General features: G+C 38.5%; 13 protein-coding genes and 1 pseudogene. 6 read left to right on the top strand and 8 right to left on the bottom strand.

All coding sequences use genetic code 11. The features are described 5' to 3' along the window. The first annotated feature begins 288 nt into the window (after window positions 1-288). The 4 genes from ACM03V_RS25935 (at window position 289) to guaA (ending at window position 4,207) form a co-directional block, all read left to right on the top strand. Entirely contained in the window at window positions 289-510 is a 222-nt protein-coding gene (locus ACM03V_RS25935; protein WP_414623685.1) for a Calvin cycle protein CP12, read from the top strand. A 498-nt stretch (window positions 511-1,008) separates the two neighbouring features. Further along, window positions 1,009-1,608, top strand: coding sequence for a DUF3177 family protein (locus ACM03V_RS25930; RefSeq protein ID WP_414623684.1), 600 nt, complete (start codon window positions 1,009-1,011; stop codon window positions 1,606-1,608). 149 nt (window positions 1,609-1,757) lie between these two features. Continuing rightward, on the top strand, window positions 1,758-2,057 hold the full coding sequence (locus ACM03V_RS25925; protein ID WP_414623683.1) for a hypothetical protein: 300 nt from the start codon (window positions 1,758-1,760) through the stop codon (window positions 2,055-2,057). Window positions 2,058-2,578: 521 nt separating this feature from the next. Further along, window positions 2,579-4,207, top strand: a complete 1,629-nt coding sequence (gene guaA / locus ACM03V_RS25920; RefSeq protein WP_414623682.1) for a glutamine-hydrolyzing GMP synthase — start codon at window positions 2,579-2,581, stop codon at window positions 4,205-4,207. Window positions 4,208-4,385: 178 nt separating this feature from the next. Here guaA and ACM03V_RS25915 read toward each other — a convergent pair whose 3' ends face one another. Together ACM03V_RS25915 and ACM03V_RS25910 are read right to left on the bottom strand one after the other, a co-directional pair. Then, window positions 4,386-6,875, bottom strand: a complete 2,490-nt coding sequence (locus tag ACM03V_RS25915; RefSeq protein WP_414623681.1) for a PAS domain S-box protein — start codon at window positions 6,873-6,875, stop codon at window positions 4,386-4,388. Between the two features lie 338 nt (window positions 6,876-7,213). Further along, window positions 7,214-7,420: pseudogene (locus ACM03V_RS25910) on the bottom strand (cation transporter dimerization domain-containing protein); the annotation flags it as partial. Window positions 7,421-7,859: 439 nt separating this feature from the next. On the opposite strand from ACM03V_RS25910, the gene ACM03V_RS25905 reads away from it, so the two are divergent. Then, complete coding sequence (locus ACM03V_RS25905) at window positions 7,860-8,213, top strand: hypothetical protein (protein WP_414623680.1); 354 nt, start codon at window positions 7,860-7,862, stop codon at window positions 8,211-8,213. Between the two features lie 387 nt (window positions 8,214-8,600). Further along, window positions 8,601-9,653 carry a tellurite resistance TerB family protein gene (locus ACM03V_RS25900; protein WP_414623679.1) on the top strand — a complete coding sequence of 351 codons (1,053 nt, stop codon included), beginning with the start codon at window positions 8,601-8,603 and terminating at the stop codon, window positions 9,651-9,653. 82 nt (window positions 9,654-9,735) lie between these two features. Here the strand turns inward: ACM03V_RS25900 and ACM03V_RS25895 are convergent, their stop codons facing one another. From ACM03V_RS25895 to rpsB, 6 genes are all read right to left on the bottom strand, one after another. Continuing rightward, window positions 9,736-12,483, bottom strand: a complete 2,748-nt coding sequence (locus ACM03V_RS25895; RefSeq protein ID WP_414623678.1) for a KGGVGR-motif variant AAA ATPase — start codon at window positions 12,481-12,483, stop codon at window positions 9,736-9,738. Between the two features lie 23 nt (window positions 12,484-12,506). Next, complete coding sequence (locus tag ACM03V_RS25890; protein WP_414623677.1) at window positions 12,507-12,956, bottom strand: hypothetical protein; 450 nt, start codon at window positions 12,954-12,956, stop codon at window positions 12,507-12,509. 45 nt (window positions 12,957-13,001) lie between these two features. After that, entirely contained in the window at window positions 13,002-15,479 is a 2,478-nt protein-coding gene (gene recG, locus ACM03V_RS25885; RefSeq protein ID WP_414623676.1) for an ATP-dependent DNA helicase RecG, read from the bottom strand. A gap of 211 nt (window positions 15,480-15,690) precedes the next feature. Beyond that, entirely contained in the window at window positions 15,691-16,764 is a 1,074-nt protein-coding gene (locus ACM03V_RS25880) for a hypothetical protein (protein ID WP_414623675.1), read from the bottom strand. Window positions 16,765-17,009: 245 nt separating this feature from the next. Next, window positions 17,010-17,951 carry a translation elongation factor Ts gene (tsf, locus tag ACM03V_RS25875; RefSeq protein WP_414623674.1) on the bottom strand — a complete coding sequence of 314 codons (942 nt, stop codon included), beginning with the start codon at window positions 17,949-17,951 and terminating at the stop codon, window positions 17,010-17,012. Between the two features lie 251 nt (window positions 17,952-18,202). Next, the gene (gene rpsB / locus ACM03V_RS25870; protein ID WP_414623673.1) at window positions 18,203-19,012 is read right to left on the bottom strand and encodes a 30S ribosomal protein S2; all 810 of its coding nucleotides are present in this window, start codon (window positions 19,010-19,012) and stop codon (window positions 18,203-18,205) included. Window positions 19,013-19,167 lie beyond the last annotated feature (155 nt).

The raw sequence follows: 19,167 nt of genomic DNA, 5'->3' as shown, positions 1-19,167 counted from the left end.
GACTGTTTCTACAGTCGTATTTTCCAATGTGAGTCAATGGGATAAAAAAGTAGTTATCCCACTCTAATACTTGTTTCTATAGTTATTAATCGAAACAATGGTAGAAAATCTTAAAAGTTTTGGTTGAAGGCTCTGTACGCGAGAATATTTGCTGTATGTTGATAGTGCTATTCTATTGCATCACCATAGATCGCGGCTGTGAGTGGTTAGAATGGTTAAAACTGTCAAACAGTTTGTGCCGAACTTTTTCTATACTTGTATTAAGAACAATTAACACAACAAAAAACTATGAGCGACATCCAAGACAAAATTCAGGAAGAACTTAAGGGAGCTCGCGAAGCTTGCGATACTTCAGGTAATAACTCCGCTGAATGTGCTGCTGCTTGGGATGCAGTAGAAGAATTACAAGCCGAAGCTTCTCACCAGCGCCAATCAAAGCCCAAAAATTCTTTAGAAAAGTACTGCGACGAAAACCCTGATGCTGATGAGTGCAGAGTCTACGACGACTAGAAATTGAGTTTATCGTCAAGCAATGTCTTTTTTCCAGCCTATCCTTCGTGTTTGAGAAAATCGTTTTTTAACTCACATTCATTTTAGAATCCAATTCTAATCACAGGTTTATCCTGGAATGTTCATCTCTCACGAGGTTGCAAGCGGGGGATTTGATCCCAGAAAAACCGTTTTAAACTGGGACTTACACAGAAGCCGCTCTAAAACAAAAGAGGGTAATGTGTAAGTCCTATTTTAATTTTTTTTCATATTCGGATATAAATATTGAGAGACTTTACTTTTAAATCTAGGCTTTCTTAGAGGATGTAAGAATGCGTCAATAGCTATACTCGGAACCTCTCTCCAAACCTCTCTCCTAGAAGGAGAGAGGCTTATTACCCCCATTCCCTCATAGGGAAGGGGGGCAGGGGGGTTAGGTTTCCGAGGTGCCCGAAGTAAAACATAATACTTTTCAGACATCCTCTTAGTTAAAGTTTTTGATTATATATAGGAAAAAATATGGGTAATGATGATGTTTGGTTTCGCTCGTTAGTTTGGATGGACTATCGTTTGGCGGTTTTATTTACCGTCTTGATTCCCTTAGTTTTACTTATTTGGGCATTTGTTCAAAAAGCTGATGGAATCCAGCGTCTGTTAACCATTTACTGGCGAGTCTCAAGTTTACTAATGATTACGGTTTACTTGATGATTGGCGGTTTTGGGGTAAGTTTCATTTCATCTTTAATGGCGCGTATCTTAATCCCAATTTCATTATGGTTTTGGGTAGACTTGAACGATGAAATTGAATATGGTCCCGATGAAGCTTTGAAGTTTGTTTTTACCTCTTGGCGCTGGGCTACAAGCATTTATTGTGCTTTTGGCGCACTCCTAACCCTTCCTTTCTTAAGTTGTGCTTTTGCTGAAACTGCTCTCCAAACTCCTTATTGTAAAGTTTGGTTGGAAGCTCCATTGTTGTATCAAAGGTATTTTCATAACGACACCCCTAATGGATCGTTAGGCTTTATAGGCATCATTGGTTTAATTTTCTACATTCTGTGCCTTGGTTACTTCGTTCTCGTTAAGCTCGGCAAACAAGGGCGTACAGCTACACCGCAGTAGGAGGATGGGGGATGGGGGGACAAGGGGACAAGGGGACAAGGAGAAGAATTGTTAATTTACTCCTAACTCCCAACTCCTAACTCCCAACTCCTAACTCCTAACTCCTAACTCCCAATCCCCAATGCCCAATCCCCAATTCCCAATTTCTAATGATAAATTCAATCAATAAACGACTGGAGCAATATACTGTCAAACGTCCTCAAGAAGTTTTGTTAGTGACGGTGGAAGTTGATGGCGAACGAGATGAAGTTGCTATTTTTAGAGGATTTTCTAGTTCTTTGATGCGTCCGACTGCTTTCGATCCGGACGTTCCGGTTATACCGCAAAAAGCAATTATTATTAGTATCGACCGTTTGAAAAGTCCATTTAATCCTGAATCTCCTCAATATATCGAGCAAGGGCTTTCTAGGTCAGCTATGCAACACTTACTCACAGAAGCTAAGGTGTAAAAAAATAAAATTCTCTAAGCAAATATTAAATTTACTGTTATATCTTATATTTATATTTACCGGAGAGATAATACCCCTCCTCTGGGTTGAATAATTACCTGAAGTGTCTTATGGACGATATGATGTTCTTTATCTTATTTCTGACTGTTTTTTGACTGATTTTGCTTGGAAGCCAATTTCTCACTGGATAATGCAAGCATCTCGGCGGCTTGAAAATTTCAAATCTTTGTAAAAAAACTAGATCCCTATTTACGCATATTGACCAACTTGTGGTAAGTTAATAAAAATAAACATAAGAAATTCAAATCAATAAATATATCTTTTTCCATCCAGTTTAAGGTAACTTTTTAATCTTAAATAGCATTAACGGATATTAAAAGCCCAGCAAGTGCATATATAAAAATTGCGCTTGATCTGAAAGTTATTAAACAATCTTGCTGGATACAGCTACACGAATGTGGTACCAAGCCTGCATCGGAAGCTATAGTAAATCCTTACTCTCACACTTTTCCTCCCCCATTATGAAAACAGCGGTGACTCTACTAACCAAAGATGCTTCTCAAGCTCAAAAAGTAGAATCGAAAAGAAAACTTAACCGTCAAATGATTGCGATTCTTGACTTTGGTTCTCAATATTCCGAACTTATTGCTCGTAGAATTCGCGAAACTCAAGTTTACTCGGAAGTTCTTTCCTATAGAACCACAGCCGAGCAGCTTCGTCAGCTTAACCCCAAGGGAATCATTCTTTCAGGTGGTCCGAGTTCGGTTTATGATCCGAAAGCTCCCCATTGCGATCCGGAAATTTGGCATTTAGGAATCCCTATTCTGGGAGTCTGTTACGGTATGCAGCTAATGGTGCAGCAACTCGGCGGAGAAGTAACAAAGTCCGAACGAGGCGAGTATGGTAAGGCAGCTTTACAGATAGATGACTTTACTGACTTACTTTGCAATGTCGAGAATGGTACCACCATGTGGATGAGTCATGGTGATTCGGTACTGAAAATGCCTTCTGGGTTTGAATTACTAGCTCACACGGCTAATACCCCTTGCGCGGCGATCGCCGATCATGAGAAAAAACTCTACGGCGTGCAGTTTCATCCAGAGGTAGTACATTCTATCGGTGGATTATCTTTAATTCGCAATTTTGTTTATCAAATCTGTAAAAGCGAACCGACTTGGACAACCGATGCTTTTGTAGAAGAAGCGATTCGGGAAATTCGCGCAAAAGTTGGCAGCAAGAAAGTCTTGTTAGCGCTTAGTGGTGGAGTTGATTCTTCGACGCTGGCATTTTTGCTACATAAAGCAATCGGAGATCAGCTAACTTGTGTTTTTATTGACCAAGGCTTCATGCGGAAGCTAGAGCCAGAACGTTTAGTAAAACTATTCTCAGAACAGTTTCACATTCCTGTCGAGTATGTAAACGCTCGCGATCGCTTTATCGGAGCCTTAAGTGGAGTCACTGACCCCGAAGAAAAGCGGCGTATTATCGGACACGAGTTTATCAAAGCATTTGAAGAGACTTCAAAGCAACTTGGCCCCTTTGATTATCTAGCCCAAGGAACTTTATATCCCGATGTAATTGAATCAGCAGATACTAACGTCGATCCGCAAACTGGGGAACGAGTAGCTGTAAAAATCAAAAGTCATCACAACGTTGGTGGTTTACCCAAAGATTTACGTTTCAAATTGGTAGAACCTTTGCGGAAGCTTTTTAAAGACGAAGTTCGCAAAGTCGGACGTTGCGTTGGTTTACCCCAAGAAATTGTCCAGCGTCAACCTTTCCCAGGCCCAGGCTTAGCAATTCGCATTATTGGAGAAGTTACAGCCGAACGGTTAAATATTTTACGAGATGCAGACTTAATTGTCCGTCAAGAAATCAACCGTAATAATCTGTACAGCGAATACTGGCAGGCTTTTGCCGTATTGCTACCAGTTCGCAGTGTAGGTGTAATGGGCGACCAGAGAACTTATGCTTATCCCGTAGTTTTGCGTATAGTTACCAGCGAAGACGGCATGACAGCAGACTGGGCGCGGGTACCATACGACATACTCGAAGTCATTTCAAATCGGATTGTAAATGAAGTCAAAGGCGTAAACAGAGTAGTCTTTGATATTACATCCAAGCCACCTGGAACTATTGAATGGGAATAATGGGATTTTAGATTGGGAAGGGTTAGGAGTTAGGATTTAGGAGTGTAGAGACGTAGCAGTGCTACGTCTCCAAAGGAGTAGCAAGTAACAAGTGAATTACCAACAACATTTTCTTTTTATCTTTGCTGCTCAATCTTCCATTCCGAACCAACTACCAACTACCATCTCCCCATCCCCCTCACATTGGCAATTTAATCGTAAAAACACTCCCCTTTCCTTCCCCACCACTAAAAACTTCAATACTTCCCTCGTGGAGTTCAACGATATGACGGCTAATTGCCAAACCCAATCCTAAGCCACCTTTTTTTCTAATTCCTTCTGCTTGACGATACCGTTCAAAAACATACGGTAAAAAATCTGGACTAATACCGATTCCCGTATCGCTAATCGTAATCCGAGCATATCTAGAAGAATTAAAAACAGCAGAAGTAGAAAAAATTAATCTTTCTTCTTCCCCTTGTCTCCCCATCTCCCCCTCTCCCCCTCTCCCCATATTCCCCACAGACAACTCCACCCGAACCCGCCCTTCTTTTGGTGTAAATTTAATGGCGTTGGATAGTAAATTTCCTAAAACCTGCTGCAAGCGGTTGCTGTCACCTTGTATTAATGGAAGCGAATCATCAATAATGGACTCTATGTAAATTGATTTGACATCTGCTACAGGATGTGCTGTTTCAATAGCCGCTTCAACTGCTTTAACGATATTAATTCGAGCTATATCAAGCTGAATAGTTCCTTGAAGGATTCGAGACGTATCTAATAAGTCTTCAAGGAGTTTTGCTTGGGATTTGGCGTTACGTTCGATAGTTTCCAAAGCGCGAGTGGTAGCGCTTTCATCAAAGTTACGAGTTCGTAGCAATTTTGCCCAACCAAGAATCGAATTTAAGGGCGATCGCAAATCGTGGGATACCATTGCGACAAATTCGTCTTTAGCTTTATTGGCTGTTTCTGCTTCTGTACGGGCAGTTTGTTCGCGCATTAAAAGCTCGTTAGTTATGGCTTCTAACTGTTTGCGCTCGTGAATATCGGTACTGGTGCCAAACCATTTTATAATTTCTCCTTGCTCGTTTTTGATCGGCAATGCTCGTACTAGAAACCAGCGATATATCCCGTCGCTGCGACGATAGCGCATTTCTGAAGAGTAAAGTTCCCCCCTTCTTAGCGATCGCTGCCATATATGTGTGACAGATTCAGCATCTTCTGGATGCAAAACAGTTAACCAGCCAAAATTTATTGCTTCCTCGATTGCTTTCCCGGTATATTCAACCCAGCGCTGACTTATATATTCGCATTCTCCTTGCGGGTTGCAACTCCAAACTATTTGCGGTATTGATTCGGATAAAAGCCGATAGCGTTGTTCGCTTTCACGTAATTCTAATTGAGCTTGTTTGCGCTGGCTGATATCTAAAACTAAGCAAACGCTGTAGCCTTCAGATCCTTTAGCTTCTACAGTGGCAATTGCTAATAAAATCGGAATGCGAGTTCCGTCTTTGTGGAAATATTCTTTTTCAAAGGGTTTACAAGCTCCACCAGCCTGTAATTCTCGCATTTTTTGTTCGTCTAGTTGGGAATATTCTGCTGGTGTCATCCGATTCCAATACAAACAACCATTTTCTAACTCCTCGCGAGAATAGCCAAAGGTTTGCAGAAAAGAATCGTTGGCTTCATGAATTCTGCCGGTAAAGTCACCAAAATAAATACCAACAATATTAGATTCTATAATCCGCTTATACTTCGCTTCACTTTCACCTAATGCGATTTCCGCTTGTTTGCGTTTACTAATATCCGTTATCGAGCCAACAACCCGCACCGCAAGAGATTCAGGATTACGCACAACCGAACCTCGATCGAGTACGTAGCGATATTCACCGTTTTTATGACGCACGCGATACTCAAAAGTATAGTATTCTCCATTGGCAAGAATAGCTTGTAAAGGTTGGAATAAATTATTTTTATCTTCAGGATGTACCAACCGCATCCACCATTCAATAGTTGGTTCTATCTCCTCTAAAGAGTAGCCCAAAATATAAGTTATACCTTCAGTTCTAATAATGCTATTAACGGTAATATCCCAATCGTAAATTACAGAGTCAACGGCACGAGATGCTAGTTGAAATCGCTCGTTGCTCAAGCGTAATTCTTCTTGAGTTTGTTTGAAATTTGTAATGTCAACTACCGTACCTATAATTTCACGCACGGAACCATCTGGAAACCGGTCTTCTACGGAAGTGCGGAAACTTTCGTCGCCACAACTCCAATGTTTTTTTACTTCCTCAGAATCTAATATAGCTGAATTTACACTCGAATTTAAAAGTTCTGATGTTAAGTGTTGCTTAACTAAATAATCTTGACAGCCGCTTTTTATTGCTCGTACAGCGATGTTTTCATTACCATACCCAGTTATTATAATTACGGGTGGTGTTTCTTGATGCTGTTTTTGTTTTTGTTTTAGCTTTGCCAAAAATTCTAATCCATCCATATCTGGCAAAACATACTCTAATAAAATTATGTCCGGTTGCAACGTTTGGTATAAATCTAATCCAGCATTCCCAGTTGATTCTGATAAAATTCTGTAGCGACACTCCGAGTTTTGCCGCAGGTAGCTTTCGTACCTCTGACAATCTTCAGAATGATTATCAACAATCAAAACAGTTAGTTGTTGCATCATTGCGAGCAAAGTATATTAAAAAAATTTACAGAATTGAGCAATTGTTAATTAGCTTGAAATCAACAGCACTACACTTCTACTAATAAAGCAATAAATGTAATAATAAACACCTTGATTTCATCTAATCTAATTATTCTTACAGCTAATAGGATACGAATAAAAGTATCAGCAAACCTTAAATTTTCCTTAAAATATTGATTTATTTTTTAATCAGCTTTGATCTAAATCTAGCAGCTTTTTACAGCTAAGTTTTAATAAATGTAAAGATATTTTATTGTTAACAGATTACTACAACTGGAATATTTTGTAAAATATGATTAGTTGAATTTGATAGATATCTAGAAGCTAATCTGATTCGATTTATAAGCTGAGCGGTTTCTAAATATGAAGGCATCAATAATTAAATGCATTTCGATAAAAACTTGACGACCAATAACACCACGAGAAGCGATATCATGGCAGTTGATTACACCGGGGACTTGTAACGCTATATCATAAATGGTTTCCGCTGCAACTGCCATTTCATCTACCAGCCAAGGCAAATTTTAGGAGTGCGTTTTATCCCATCATGAATAAATTAAGCAGTAGAGTAACGATTAAAACCTTTCTTGCTTCTGCGCGATTATCTGTAGCGATCGAGTTCTTTTTATATCTAGTACCGCTTCGCGGAAGTAAGAAGTAAGAAGTAAGAAGTAAGAAGTTTGATTTTCTAGGCTTTTCAGCTATTTTTAATGGTTGCCTTATTTACGCCGACTTGTACTAGTATCTTCTCTTATACAGTAAACTATTAGACAGCCATGAATTCTATCAAAGTACTACACATTAAAGAATAAATACCTCTCAACTCGCAGATTTTAACTAGCTTCAACACTTCGTATTTTTAAATAAAACAGCTACTGAAGAATTGATAAAGAAAATATTCCTGCACTACGATGACCCATATAGAGGGAAAATAATAGAGCAATATGTTTTGATAAATAACTAATGTCTGCAAACCATTTGACACTTAATTTAGTTGAAGGCTCCGTATCTTTTGGCTTTTCACCCGAATCAGCAAGGGAATTAAAAGCAGCTATAGATGAATTGATGCAGAAACTCAAAGCGGTTGCGGCTAAAACTGCTAGTGGTGGAGGAAAACCCAATCCTCAACCCCCGATGGAATATCGTTATACGGGAGAAGTATTTCTGGAATTTTTTTGCAACCCGAATATCTGGCCTAGCCCTTTCGCTGCAAAGGTTTTACTTACCGTGCGTGATGCTAGTATCCGCTTGACAACGGAAGCCGAATTGACTCGTGTTGTAGAAGATATTAACCAGTATTTAGAACAAGCAGGTTAATTGCCTTGCAAAAATTATTCATGGCTAATTACAGTATACGATTAGCCATGAACCGTCTGGTGGGATAATAATTAAATAGTAAAATTAAAATTGTATAACTATATCAATAGATATGTATCAAATCAAAGGAAAAATTAACAAAATATTTAAAATTGGACTAAAAGTTACAGTATAAGTATCTAAACTTATTATTTCAACTTTTATGTCGTAATTTTGATAATTGTTAGAATTAGTTACTCTATTCTAGTAATATTTTAATTACACATAATTTAATGCGGCTATATCTCTATAATTTTGACCCGATAATAGATTTTTGATTAACCTACTTAATATTTATGATTACCACCTTTTTTCTGTACTCAACAATTATGCATGGAGGTAACAATTATGGACAAATACGATAAACTATTTAATTCGCAAGAAATACTAAAACAGTCGCTTAGTTCCCAAGAAGCAGTGGCAGCAACCGCAATTATAACTGAATCTGCCGATTCTTCCTTGGAAGATGTAGATATTGAATTTTTAGTCGATATACTTTGGGGATTCGAGATTTTTGAAGAATATTCAGATGAAGATTTATTAGAAATGCTTGAGAAACTTCTAAATCTAGCCGAAAAAAATGGACGAGGGGCGCTGTTTAATGCTGCCAAAGAAGAACTTGGGGGTGATTTTTTAGAAGATGCTTTTGCCGCTGGGGTAAGTGTAATCATAGATGAAGAGGAAATGCAAATTCCGCGAACAAAAATGCCTTTGATTAAAAGTTTACAGCAAGCTTTAGGAATTGATAACGAAGATGCCGAAGAAATTATCGAAGACGTAATTTCCGCTTTCGAGGAAGCAGAATTAGAAGAATTACTTGAAGAGGAAGATGAAACTATAGTTAATATAGCCTTTAATATCGAGGAATATGATTCACCGTTAGGTAATTTTACCGTTCCGGTTCCGGTAGATCCCCATCAAGGTGGTAAAGTTCAAAGTCAAGAAGGTACAGTTAGCTTTTCTGATGATCAAGGCACTTTTTTAAGAATAGATTATTATTCTTTGCCTGCGAAACAAATGGAAGAAATGGAAGTTATTGGACAAGAGGAATATTTGAAATCGACTCTTGTAAATAAGTATGTTCCTGAAGAAATAGTCGCAAACTTACCGGAAGCGCAAGTTGAATACAGCGAATATATGGCAAAAATCTTTGAAGGTTCTTATTTTGTATTGCTGTATATGCCTGGAGGTTCAAGAATTTACAAAACCGGAAATAACGGTACTGCAAAAAAATTAGATGCCTATCGGGGATTAATCGCTTTTATTAATGGTGATTTTCTTTATATAGTTAGCAGTCAACGTACATTTATGGATGGAAAGACTACTAGTTTCATGAAGCAAGAAGCTGTTGCACTCAAGCAGATGATTTTGGATTTTGTTGAGACTATGGAGTTTAGTTGAATTTTAGTAAAAATAATTTTGTGTAGGGGGTGGTTTTGGAAATAAATCGCCTTCTTGTTCAATTGTTTTTTGTACGTAATTCTTACAATATTCCTCTTCCTAATATTTTACGCTTCAAAGCTAACACGCGAGGACGCGCTCCTTTTGCTGAAAAGTCTAAACCTTCGCGAAATATTTCTGGCATATAAAAACGTGCCGAATCTTCTTTTTCTTTATCTTCGTAAATCACTCCCATTTCTTCTAAAGTTCTTACAGTTTGTGGCTCCATATTAAATTGTTGTACGTCAAAAGGAATTCGCCGCTGAGCGGGAGGATGTAATTGTAATGTTTCTTCAACCCATCTTTTAAACAAAACATATTCTTCTTTAGCTTCATCCACTTTTGCTTTACTACATGGTTGAAGAGCGCGGCGGATAGCTTGAGGAGGTAAAAGGCGACTTGTAGACCATTTTGCAAATTGTACTTCTTGGAATCTATCTACAGTAATATTAGCTGCGTGATATAACAATCTCACAATATCTCTAGCCTGAAGTCTACCATTAAAATCTGTCAAAGCTGCATATACCCAAGAAGCAGTATAAGCTTCCTTGGATTTATCAGAACCAAGTCTTTTTCCCCATAATTTCTCTAACTTCTCTTTAATTTCTTCTCTACCCAAAGTTTGAATATTTTCTTCATTTGCATTAATAACTTCTGCTTGTGAGCAAATCCAAAATACTAATCTGAGAAAAGAATCTTGATCCCATGATAAATCGTAAGCACGGTAAAGGCTTTCAAACTGTTTCAGGTTTTGAGTGATAGTATAACGAAGAAAATCACGCCGTAAAAAAATTATTACCCCAATATTAGATTCTCTAATTTCTGAAAGTCTTGATGGTAAATCATCAATTAAAGATTTTAAAGCAATCTTCTCTTTATCATTAGATGCAATGTTAGGAAAAATATCTTCTAAACCATCGAAAATAAATATAATACGTAATTTCAATGATTTCAACCAAGTATTTATGTTGCTGATACTAGGATAAATCTTTTTTGGAGTATCGATTGATGCAGCTATTTGACTAACCCAAAATTCAGTCCATTGTGGTTCGCTCCAATTTTCTTCTGAAATGGCTCTTTTGATTCTATCAACATACTCAGAAGGTTTAAAATCCGGTATATATAAATCCTTTTTAAGATTATCTCTAGCTTGATTGATAATATTTCTAGCACTATCTTGAAGTTTACCGGACTGAAGTAGGGGAAATATATATGTTTCCTGATGTGATTCAGCTTTTGTATTGTTAATACGTGCTAAAAAATTCTCCCAATATTTAAAGCGCGATAGTTGAATATAATTAAAAGTTTTGCCCGCTCCTTTGGCTCCAATTGATACTACATGAGGCAATTGATCTTTAAAATTAGTTGCTAAATTTTGCAAAGGTTCCGTAACTAATAAATCTTCTCCTTGCCCTCCTTCAGCGTATTCGTAACGCTGACACACATCTTTAAGTTTGCGAACTTCCTCAAGTATAGTATCTGTTTCTTTCTCCTGTTTTGGTATTTTTTCCTCATTTGTATTCGTGAATAATTCCCTTTCTGCCCAATCTTTAGCAACGTTCATTACTGAAGTTGAGTTTAATTTTGAACGTGCTTCTTCCCAACTATTTACATAAAGTAATTCTTGAGCAAAATAACTTTCTTTAATATCCAATCTTGTAGAATACAGATTATCTTCTTGTGGCTGAACATAAGCCGACTGAAATTCTACTAAAGCCTCTTCAAAAGCTGGTAATGATTTTAGTTCTGGGGTTAGCATACTTATCAACAATGATGCATCGTAATATCTTTCATCATCAATTGGTTCTGGAGGTGCAACTCGACCAATTTGTTCGAGTACAAGACTTGTACCTTTTACAGATTGATCGTTAATTGTAGTTACTAAAAACCGCTGAATTCTTGGATCAAAAATTATAGGACTAGATATTTCACTCAAACCAGCCCGCAAATCTATTAATACATAATCTACACCAACAGCTTTTCCTAAGCGATGAATCGCGTTACCACATTCCCAAGTTCCATCTGGACTTTTAACTAAATGTTCCGGAAGAATTGGTGTATCAAGTAGCTGTTCATCATCAAGACAAGCAGGTAAAAAATACAGAGTTGATTTTCCTTCTTCTTTAGATGACTTTTTTATTTCTTTCGCCAATAATGAAAGAGTTTCTTCTTGGTTAATAGGTGAGTAATGATATGCTTCTAAAAAATCAATAAAACAAACTGTTGGTTGTTGCTTTTCCGAGCGATTCCAATAGGTTAAACCAGGGGCTTCTAAATCAGCATCAATAATTAATATTTTTATCGATTCATCTATTTCTTTAGCTCTCTCTAGTAACGCAAAAATATGAGCTGCCAAATTTAGCGTTCTACCAACACCACCTTTAAAAGAATAAAAGGCTATTAAATAAGGTTTTTCAGTAAATGGTTCTGGTAACTTAACTATTTGAGACGGAGTTTTATCTTCTGATTCAGCCTCTACATAAGAAATTTCTTCCCAAAAGGGACGTACAGAAATATCTATAGTTGATGGTTCTTCTCCTGGAATAAATTCAACTGGTAATGTAGCATCACCAAGAGTAAAATAAATTATAGATTTGTCTTCTTCATACCAATCTTTGAACCATTGCTTTAAAACATTTTTCGCATTTTGCTTATGTTCTTCGCGTCGAAGTCCTATTTCTACAGCATCTGAAAAACAGCGAATCCTTACTACTCCTTCTGGAAGCTTACTTCCATAAATAGTTTCGCGAGAAATAGTTCTTCTAACATCAAGCCATGTAAAAAGTTTCATAATTTCATAAATATATCAAAATATTACGGTCTGCTAAGTTCTTCGTCAATCCAGCTTGCAATCTCTAATAACTTCTTCTCTAGATTCTCATCTGTAATATCGTCTGCTGCACAACATCCACCGTAACGCCACATTTGGTTTAGATCGCCAGGAGTAAATTTCCTTTCATCATAGCCATTTCTGACTTTAATTTTCTTCATGCTAAGTTGTGATGGCAGCCTTAAATCTTTTCTTGCGCCTAAGTAATCTAATAATTTGTTTAAATCGTGCTGACATTCATGTATTTCTTGGCATAAATCAGTACGTCTTTTTCCTGCTCTTCTCATTAAAGTTGCTTTCAAACCACATTCAACAGCATAAAATAAAAGCAATCTATGAGGATTCTTTCGTTGTTTTTCATTGGAACTGTCGAAAACAGATTTATTTTCTCGCCAAGCTTTCTCCATTTCTCTATCTGTAAATGGAATTGACATTACAGTATTTACGCTACTTAGTCTTGATCAATCAACTTAGCTATATTACGTCAAAATCGTTCCACCCATTAACCGTTCGTAACGGTATATCAACTCTTCTTGCATCAATTTCCACCGCTCTAAACTCGCGTCTATTTCTATTACTTTTTCTGCTGCTTGACGGGCTAAAACTAATATTTCTTCGTCTTCTACTAAGCTTGCTAAAGTAAAGTCTGGAATACCCGATTGTCGAGTTCCTAAAACTTGTCCGGGACCTCTAAAACGCATATCCATTTCTGATATAAAAAACCCGTCTTGGGACTGTTCTAATACTTTTAATCTTTGTTGAGCGTCGGCACTGCGAGAGCTGCTGACTAACAAACAAAAGGATTGCGCTGCTCCTCTACCGACACGCCCCCGCAATTGATGCAGTTGTGACAATCCAAATCTTTCCGCGTTTTCAATTAGCATCACCGTTGCATTCGGAACATCCACGCCAACTTCTACCACGGTAGTTGAAACTAAAATTTGCGTTTCCCGATCGCGAAACTTGGTAATTGCTTCATCTTTGTCGGCGGAACTCATGCGTCCGTGCAGCAACCCTACCCGAAATTCTGGAAACACTGCTTCCTGTAACTTTTTATGCTCCTCCACGGCAGAGCGCACATCCAATTTTTCCGATTCTTCCACCAAAGGCAACACTACATAAACCTGCCTTCCCTGGGCAATTTCTCGCCGGATCAAATCGTAGGCTTGGGGGCGATCGCCTGCTTTTAAAGCTGTAGTTTTAATTTTCTGTCTTCCCGGCGGTAATTCATCAATTTGGCTTACATCCAAATCGCCGTGAATGGTTAGCGCTAAGGTTCTGGGAATCGGAGTTGCGGTCATTGTTAAGACGTGAGGCTGTTCGCCTTTTTGCTGCAATTTTGCTCGTTGCTGCACCCCGAAGCGATGCTGTTCGTCGATTACGACTAAACCCAATCTGTGAAAGTTAACGGGGTCTTGAATTAAAGCATGGGTACCGACTAAAAGCGGTAATTCTCCGGTTTCTAACTGCGCGTGAATTTGTCTTCTTTTTGCAATTTTGGTAGAACCTGTAAGTAAATCCACTGGTAAATGCAGCAAGCTAAACCAGCTAACTAGCTTACGATAATGCTGTTCTGCTAAAACTTCCGTGGGAGCCATCAAAGCTGCTTGATACCCCGATTGAATCGCGGCAATAATCGCTACTACTGCCACAACCGTTTTACCCGAACCTACATCTCCCTGCACCAAACGATTCATGGCTGCGGGTTTTTGTAAATCGTTGAGAATATCTTGAATAACTCGTTCCTGTGCCCCCGTCAATTTAAACGGTAATAATTGATGAAACTGCTGCAACAACTCACCTTTAGGCGCAAGAATCGCACTAGTTTGAACTTCACGCGCTTTTTGCTGGCGTTGCAGTAAACCGAGTTGCAGGTAGAAAAATTCATCAAACACCAAACGACGACGTGCTGCTCGCAAACTATCGCTATCGGCAGGAAAATGAATATTATTAATCGCGTCTTTCAATTCCATTAACTGATATTTCTTCCGCAAACCCGGTGGTAAAGGTTCCTTCAAATGCGCGGTTGCAGGTAAAGCAGAAATTACCGCTTGTCGCACCGTACTCGCCACAAGTCCCTCTGTCAAAGAATACACCGGCACAACTCTACCTACAGTCAGCGATTCAATTTCATCTTCTGGATTCGCTAAAACTTCTAACTCTGGATTATCAAGAGTTAACCCGTACTTACTTTCTTTTACCAAACCGCAAGCAGCCACAGTACTACCAGCAACGTAGCGACGCTTCATGCTTTCTTGCCAGCCGCGACTGCTATAACGATTACCCGCGTAAAAACGACCGATCTTTAAAATACCGGAGTTATCTTTTAACTGAATTTCTAAAATCGTTAATTTTTTATTTTTAGGGCTAGAAAAGCAATTACAACGCTTCACGGTTGCCACTAAAGTTACCGTTTCACCTGCTTGTAACTCCGCAATACATACTTGGTTCGCGTAGTCAATATGGTCGCGGGGAAAGTAATATAGTAAATCGCGCACCGTAGATAAACCAAGACGCTGTAAATTAGCTGCCTTTTTAAAGCCAATTTCCGGCAAATCGATCAGTTTTTGGTTTAATTCCGGTGCAAGTCGGCGACTTATCTCAGCAACTACTTTAGTTTTAGGAATTTGGATTTTAACTTTTGACTGTGAATTAGAATTAGTTTCACTATCTCCCCGCTCGATTTGCTGCAAACTATAAAGATAGCGGCGAGCTTCCGCCACCAAATGCTGTCTATCCTCAGTTTCCAGATTCGGATAATTTGCAAACTTAACCGAGAAATCCAGCCAGCGACGACGTTCTTCACTAGGTAAACCAACAGGAAATTTACCAAAAGTTAAAGTAAGAAACTCATTGAAGAGATATTGCCTACCCTTCAAATTAATAAAACCCCGTTCCGTTTCCACCGACAGAGCTTTTTGCAATCTTATCCAATCTGGTTTTTCGTCATTAGTCATTTGTGATTAGTTGTTAGTTGTTAGTTGTTAATTGTTAGTTGTTAGTGGTTAGTAGTTAGTAGTTAGTTATTAGGCACAAATAATTAATCAACTCTTAACTCATAACTCCCAACTCCCAACTCTTAACTCATAACTCCTAACTCTTTTAATCCAAAATCCGAAATCTAAAATCCCATCGCTCCTAACTGCTAACTGTTCACTGATAACTGTTTCAGTCTTCATACCAACTCGCACGCCAAGCCGCTTCAGCAGCAGCGATGGAATGTTCTCGTTGTTTCTTTTGGTACTCTCTTCCTAACTTGTTTAACTGATTCAAAATATTGCGAATCTGCTTGCGCTCGGAGGAAAGTTTAATATCAGCAAATTCTATTTCTACTAACCGTAGCTTTAAAGCCATAACTTGCGTTAAGTTTTCCGGTTCCTGTTGTTCTTCACCTTGAATTCCAACTACTAAACTTAGGAGATTAGGAGGCCCAGGCATCACATCTGAAGATGCTTCGGCGGAAGCAACAGCAGCTTCCAAAACTTGTGGTGGCAGTTTTTTTGTTGGTAATATACCAGCTTTTTGCAACAAACGATTGCCATCACGAGATAAACTTTTAATTATATAGCCAATAGCTCTTTCTAAGTTTTTTTGCCAAGCGGCTAATTCCATCGGATTAGAAGTATTGGGGTTAAACCAGTTTTTCCAATCTTTATCGAAATCGGGTTCTGACAAGAATATGGGAGCCTGACCTTTTTTGGCAGATAAAAAAGCTATTTTGGCATCTAGGGGAAGTGAACTAGGAGAAGCATTTTCAGAAAAAATATTTGGTTCTTCTTCGTCTTCCATTCCTAAGTTTTCGACAATTTCTTCTAAATCTTCATCTTCAATTTCTAATTCTTGAGCAATTTCTTCTAAATCGTCATCTTCAAAGTCTATTTTTTCCTCTTCTAAATCTTCTTCTATCTCCTCTTCTTCTAAATCTTCTTCCAATTCATTTTCAGTTTCTTCTGCTTCTTCTTCATCGTCCATTAGAGCTTGCATATCTTGGGTTGCGGATTTTGCCAATTTACGCATAGCTTTCTGCAATTTCTGTCGTTGATTTAAAGACAACTTGAGAAAACTATCTGGGTATCCTTGAGTACACAGATGGTAACTAGCTAAAATCAATTGCTGACCTAATGCTTGTCCCAAAACTTCTAAGTAACTGCTATAAGCATTTTGAAGTTGTTCGGCGATAAATCCGATAGCTTTTTCTAGCTCGACAATATCCTGCTCTATTCGCTCGATTGGTCTTGCCATATTTGATTATTTTCCATTTTATCTTAGTTGTGGTACAAAGGTACGCAATTTTGTCTTCTATTTTGATAATTATTTAAGCGTTTAATTATGTGAAATTAATTTAATCTAATGTATATAAGTAGATTGAATATTGAACAAAAATTGCCGAGTAGAAAGTAGGTAACAACTAACAACTAATAACTAATAAAAACAGGTCAATCTTCAAAAGTTTGACCTGTATAATAACAAAACTGTTCTTAATTGAACTACTTGTTACCCATTTGTGCGGCAACTTCTGAAGCAAAGTCTTCTTCTTTTTTCTCAATGCCTTCGCCGAGAATATAACGAGTAAAGCGGCTAATGGAAATTTCTTCACCGACTTTTGAACCCGTTTGTTTTACCAATTCTTCAATCGAGGTGCTTTGATCCCGAATGTAAGGCTGATCTAACAAAGTCATTTCTTTGAGACGCTTATCGATTCTTCCTAGAACAATTTTTTCTTTAATATTGTCAGGTTTTTTCGCTAAGTCATCGCGTCCCATTTCTATTTCTTTTTCTTTGGCTGAGATTTCAGCAGGAATTTCGCTTACATCTACATACTCAACGTTTGGACAAGCAGCAACCTGCATGGCAACGTTTCGCGCTAATGTTTGAACTTCCTCGTTACCAGCACCTTTAGATGACGCGCATTTTAGTTCAACTAACACGCCTACTCTACCGCCAGTGTGAATGTAGCTATCTACAACACCTTTATTTTCTGAGGCGGAATAGGTTTCAAAGCGACGTACTCTGATGTTTTCACCCAAATGGGCGATCGCCTCGGTAATAGATTGCTCAACTGTTTTGTCTTTGTTTTCGGTATAGGGTTGGCTTAATAAAGTTTCAACACTATCAACAGTTGCGGCTTGCTTGGCTAAGTTTTGCACTAAAGCTTTGAAAGCATCATTACGAGCAACAAAGTCAGTTTGGCAGTTGACTTCTATTAATACACCTACCTGATTACTTGGGTCAATGTAGGTATCAATTAAACCTTCGGCAGCAATGCGATCGCTCTTTTTGGTTGCACCAGCAATGCCTTTTTGGCGTAACCATTCGATGCCTTTTTCAATGTCACCTTCGGTTTCTTTGAGCGCTTTTTTGCAATCCATCATGCCAGCGCCGGTTTTTTTTCGTAACTCTGAAACTAATTTTGCAGATATTTCCGCCATGTTGCCTCAATCTATACTTAACTGATAGTTTTAATCGAAGATGGGATATTGAGTATTTCTATATTACGCGGGCTGTGAGATACTCAGAAATATTTTTATCGTTCGGCTTAAATTATTGGGAAGTTTGAGTAAAGAAGCAGGAGGCAGCCCTCATATTACGATATTTGAAGAGAATTACAAAAACTCAAATATATAGCCGTGCCTCCTGTCACATTATCCCTGAATTGATAAAATTAGTTAAACTTTATCCTTTATTCTTCACTGGATTCGTCTTCTTCCTCTTCGGAATCTTCAGAAGATTCGCCCGATTCGCTGTCTTCGTAATCGTATTCGTCGTCAGCGCCTTCGTAATCGTATTCGTCGTCATCGCTACTTACTTGGCCGTGATAACCTTCGTAAATAGCGTCAGCTAATTTACCGACTATCAACTTAATAGAGCGGATAGCGTCATCGTTTGCGGGAATGGGAATATCTACAACATCGGGGTCGCAATTGGTATCTAACATAGATACAATAGGCAATCCGAGCTTTTCACATTCTTGAACCGCGTTATATTCCCGGCGCTGATCTACAATAATTACCACATCGGGGATTTTACGCATGGTTTTAATCCCACCGAGGTACTTTTGCAGCTTGGATAGCTCGCGACGCAGCATTGAAGCTTCTTTCTTGGGAAGTAAATCTAGCGCACCGCTTTCTTCACGACGCTCCAAGTCTTTTAAACGATCTACCCGTGTCTTAATAGTCGTCCAGTTGGTGAGCATTCCACCCAACCAGCGCTGGTTAATATAGTGGGCACCGCTGCGGCTTGCTTCCTGAGCGATAATTCCCGCAGCTTGTCTTTTGGTACCTACAAACAGAAATTTCTTACCTTGTTCTGCTTGAGTTCGCATATAAGTATATGCATCATCCATCAACTGGGCTGTTTGCACCAAGTCAATGATATGTACTCCATTACGGGAAGTGTAAATGTAAGGAGACATTTTGGGGTTCCATCTCCGGGTTTGATGTCCGAAGTGAACTCCCGACTCCATCATTTGAGCCAACGAAACAACAGGCATATTTTTTCTCCTATTCGGGTTAAACCTCCATCTAGTTGCATTTCCCAATATAAGGAAACACCCGAATTCCTAGATGTGCGAGATTAGAAAACTTTTCTAATTTACCACATAAAAATGCCGTGTTTGAGGCGGAAAACCGAATTAATCGGTTTGTG

Source organism: Calothrix sp. CCY 0018, from assembly GCF_963920925.1.
GTDB lineage: Bacteria > Cyanobacteriota > Cyanobacteriia > Cyanobacteriales > Nostocaceae > Rivularia.
Note: the sequence above shows the minus strand (reverse complement) of the source record. Positions and strands in the feature narration are given on the sequence as shown.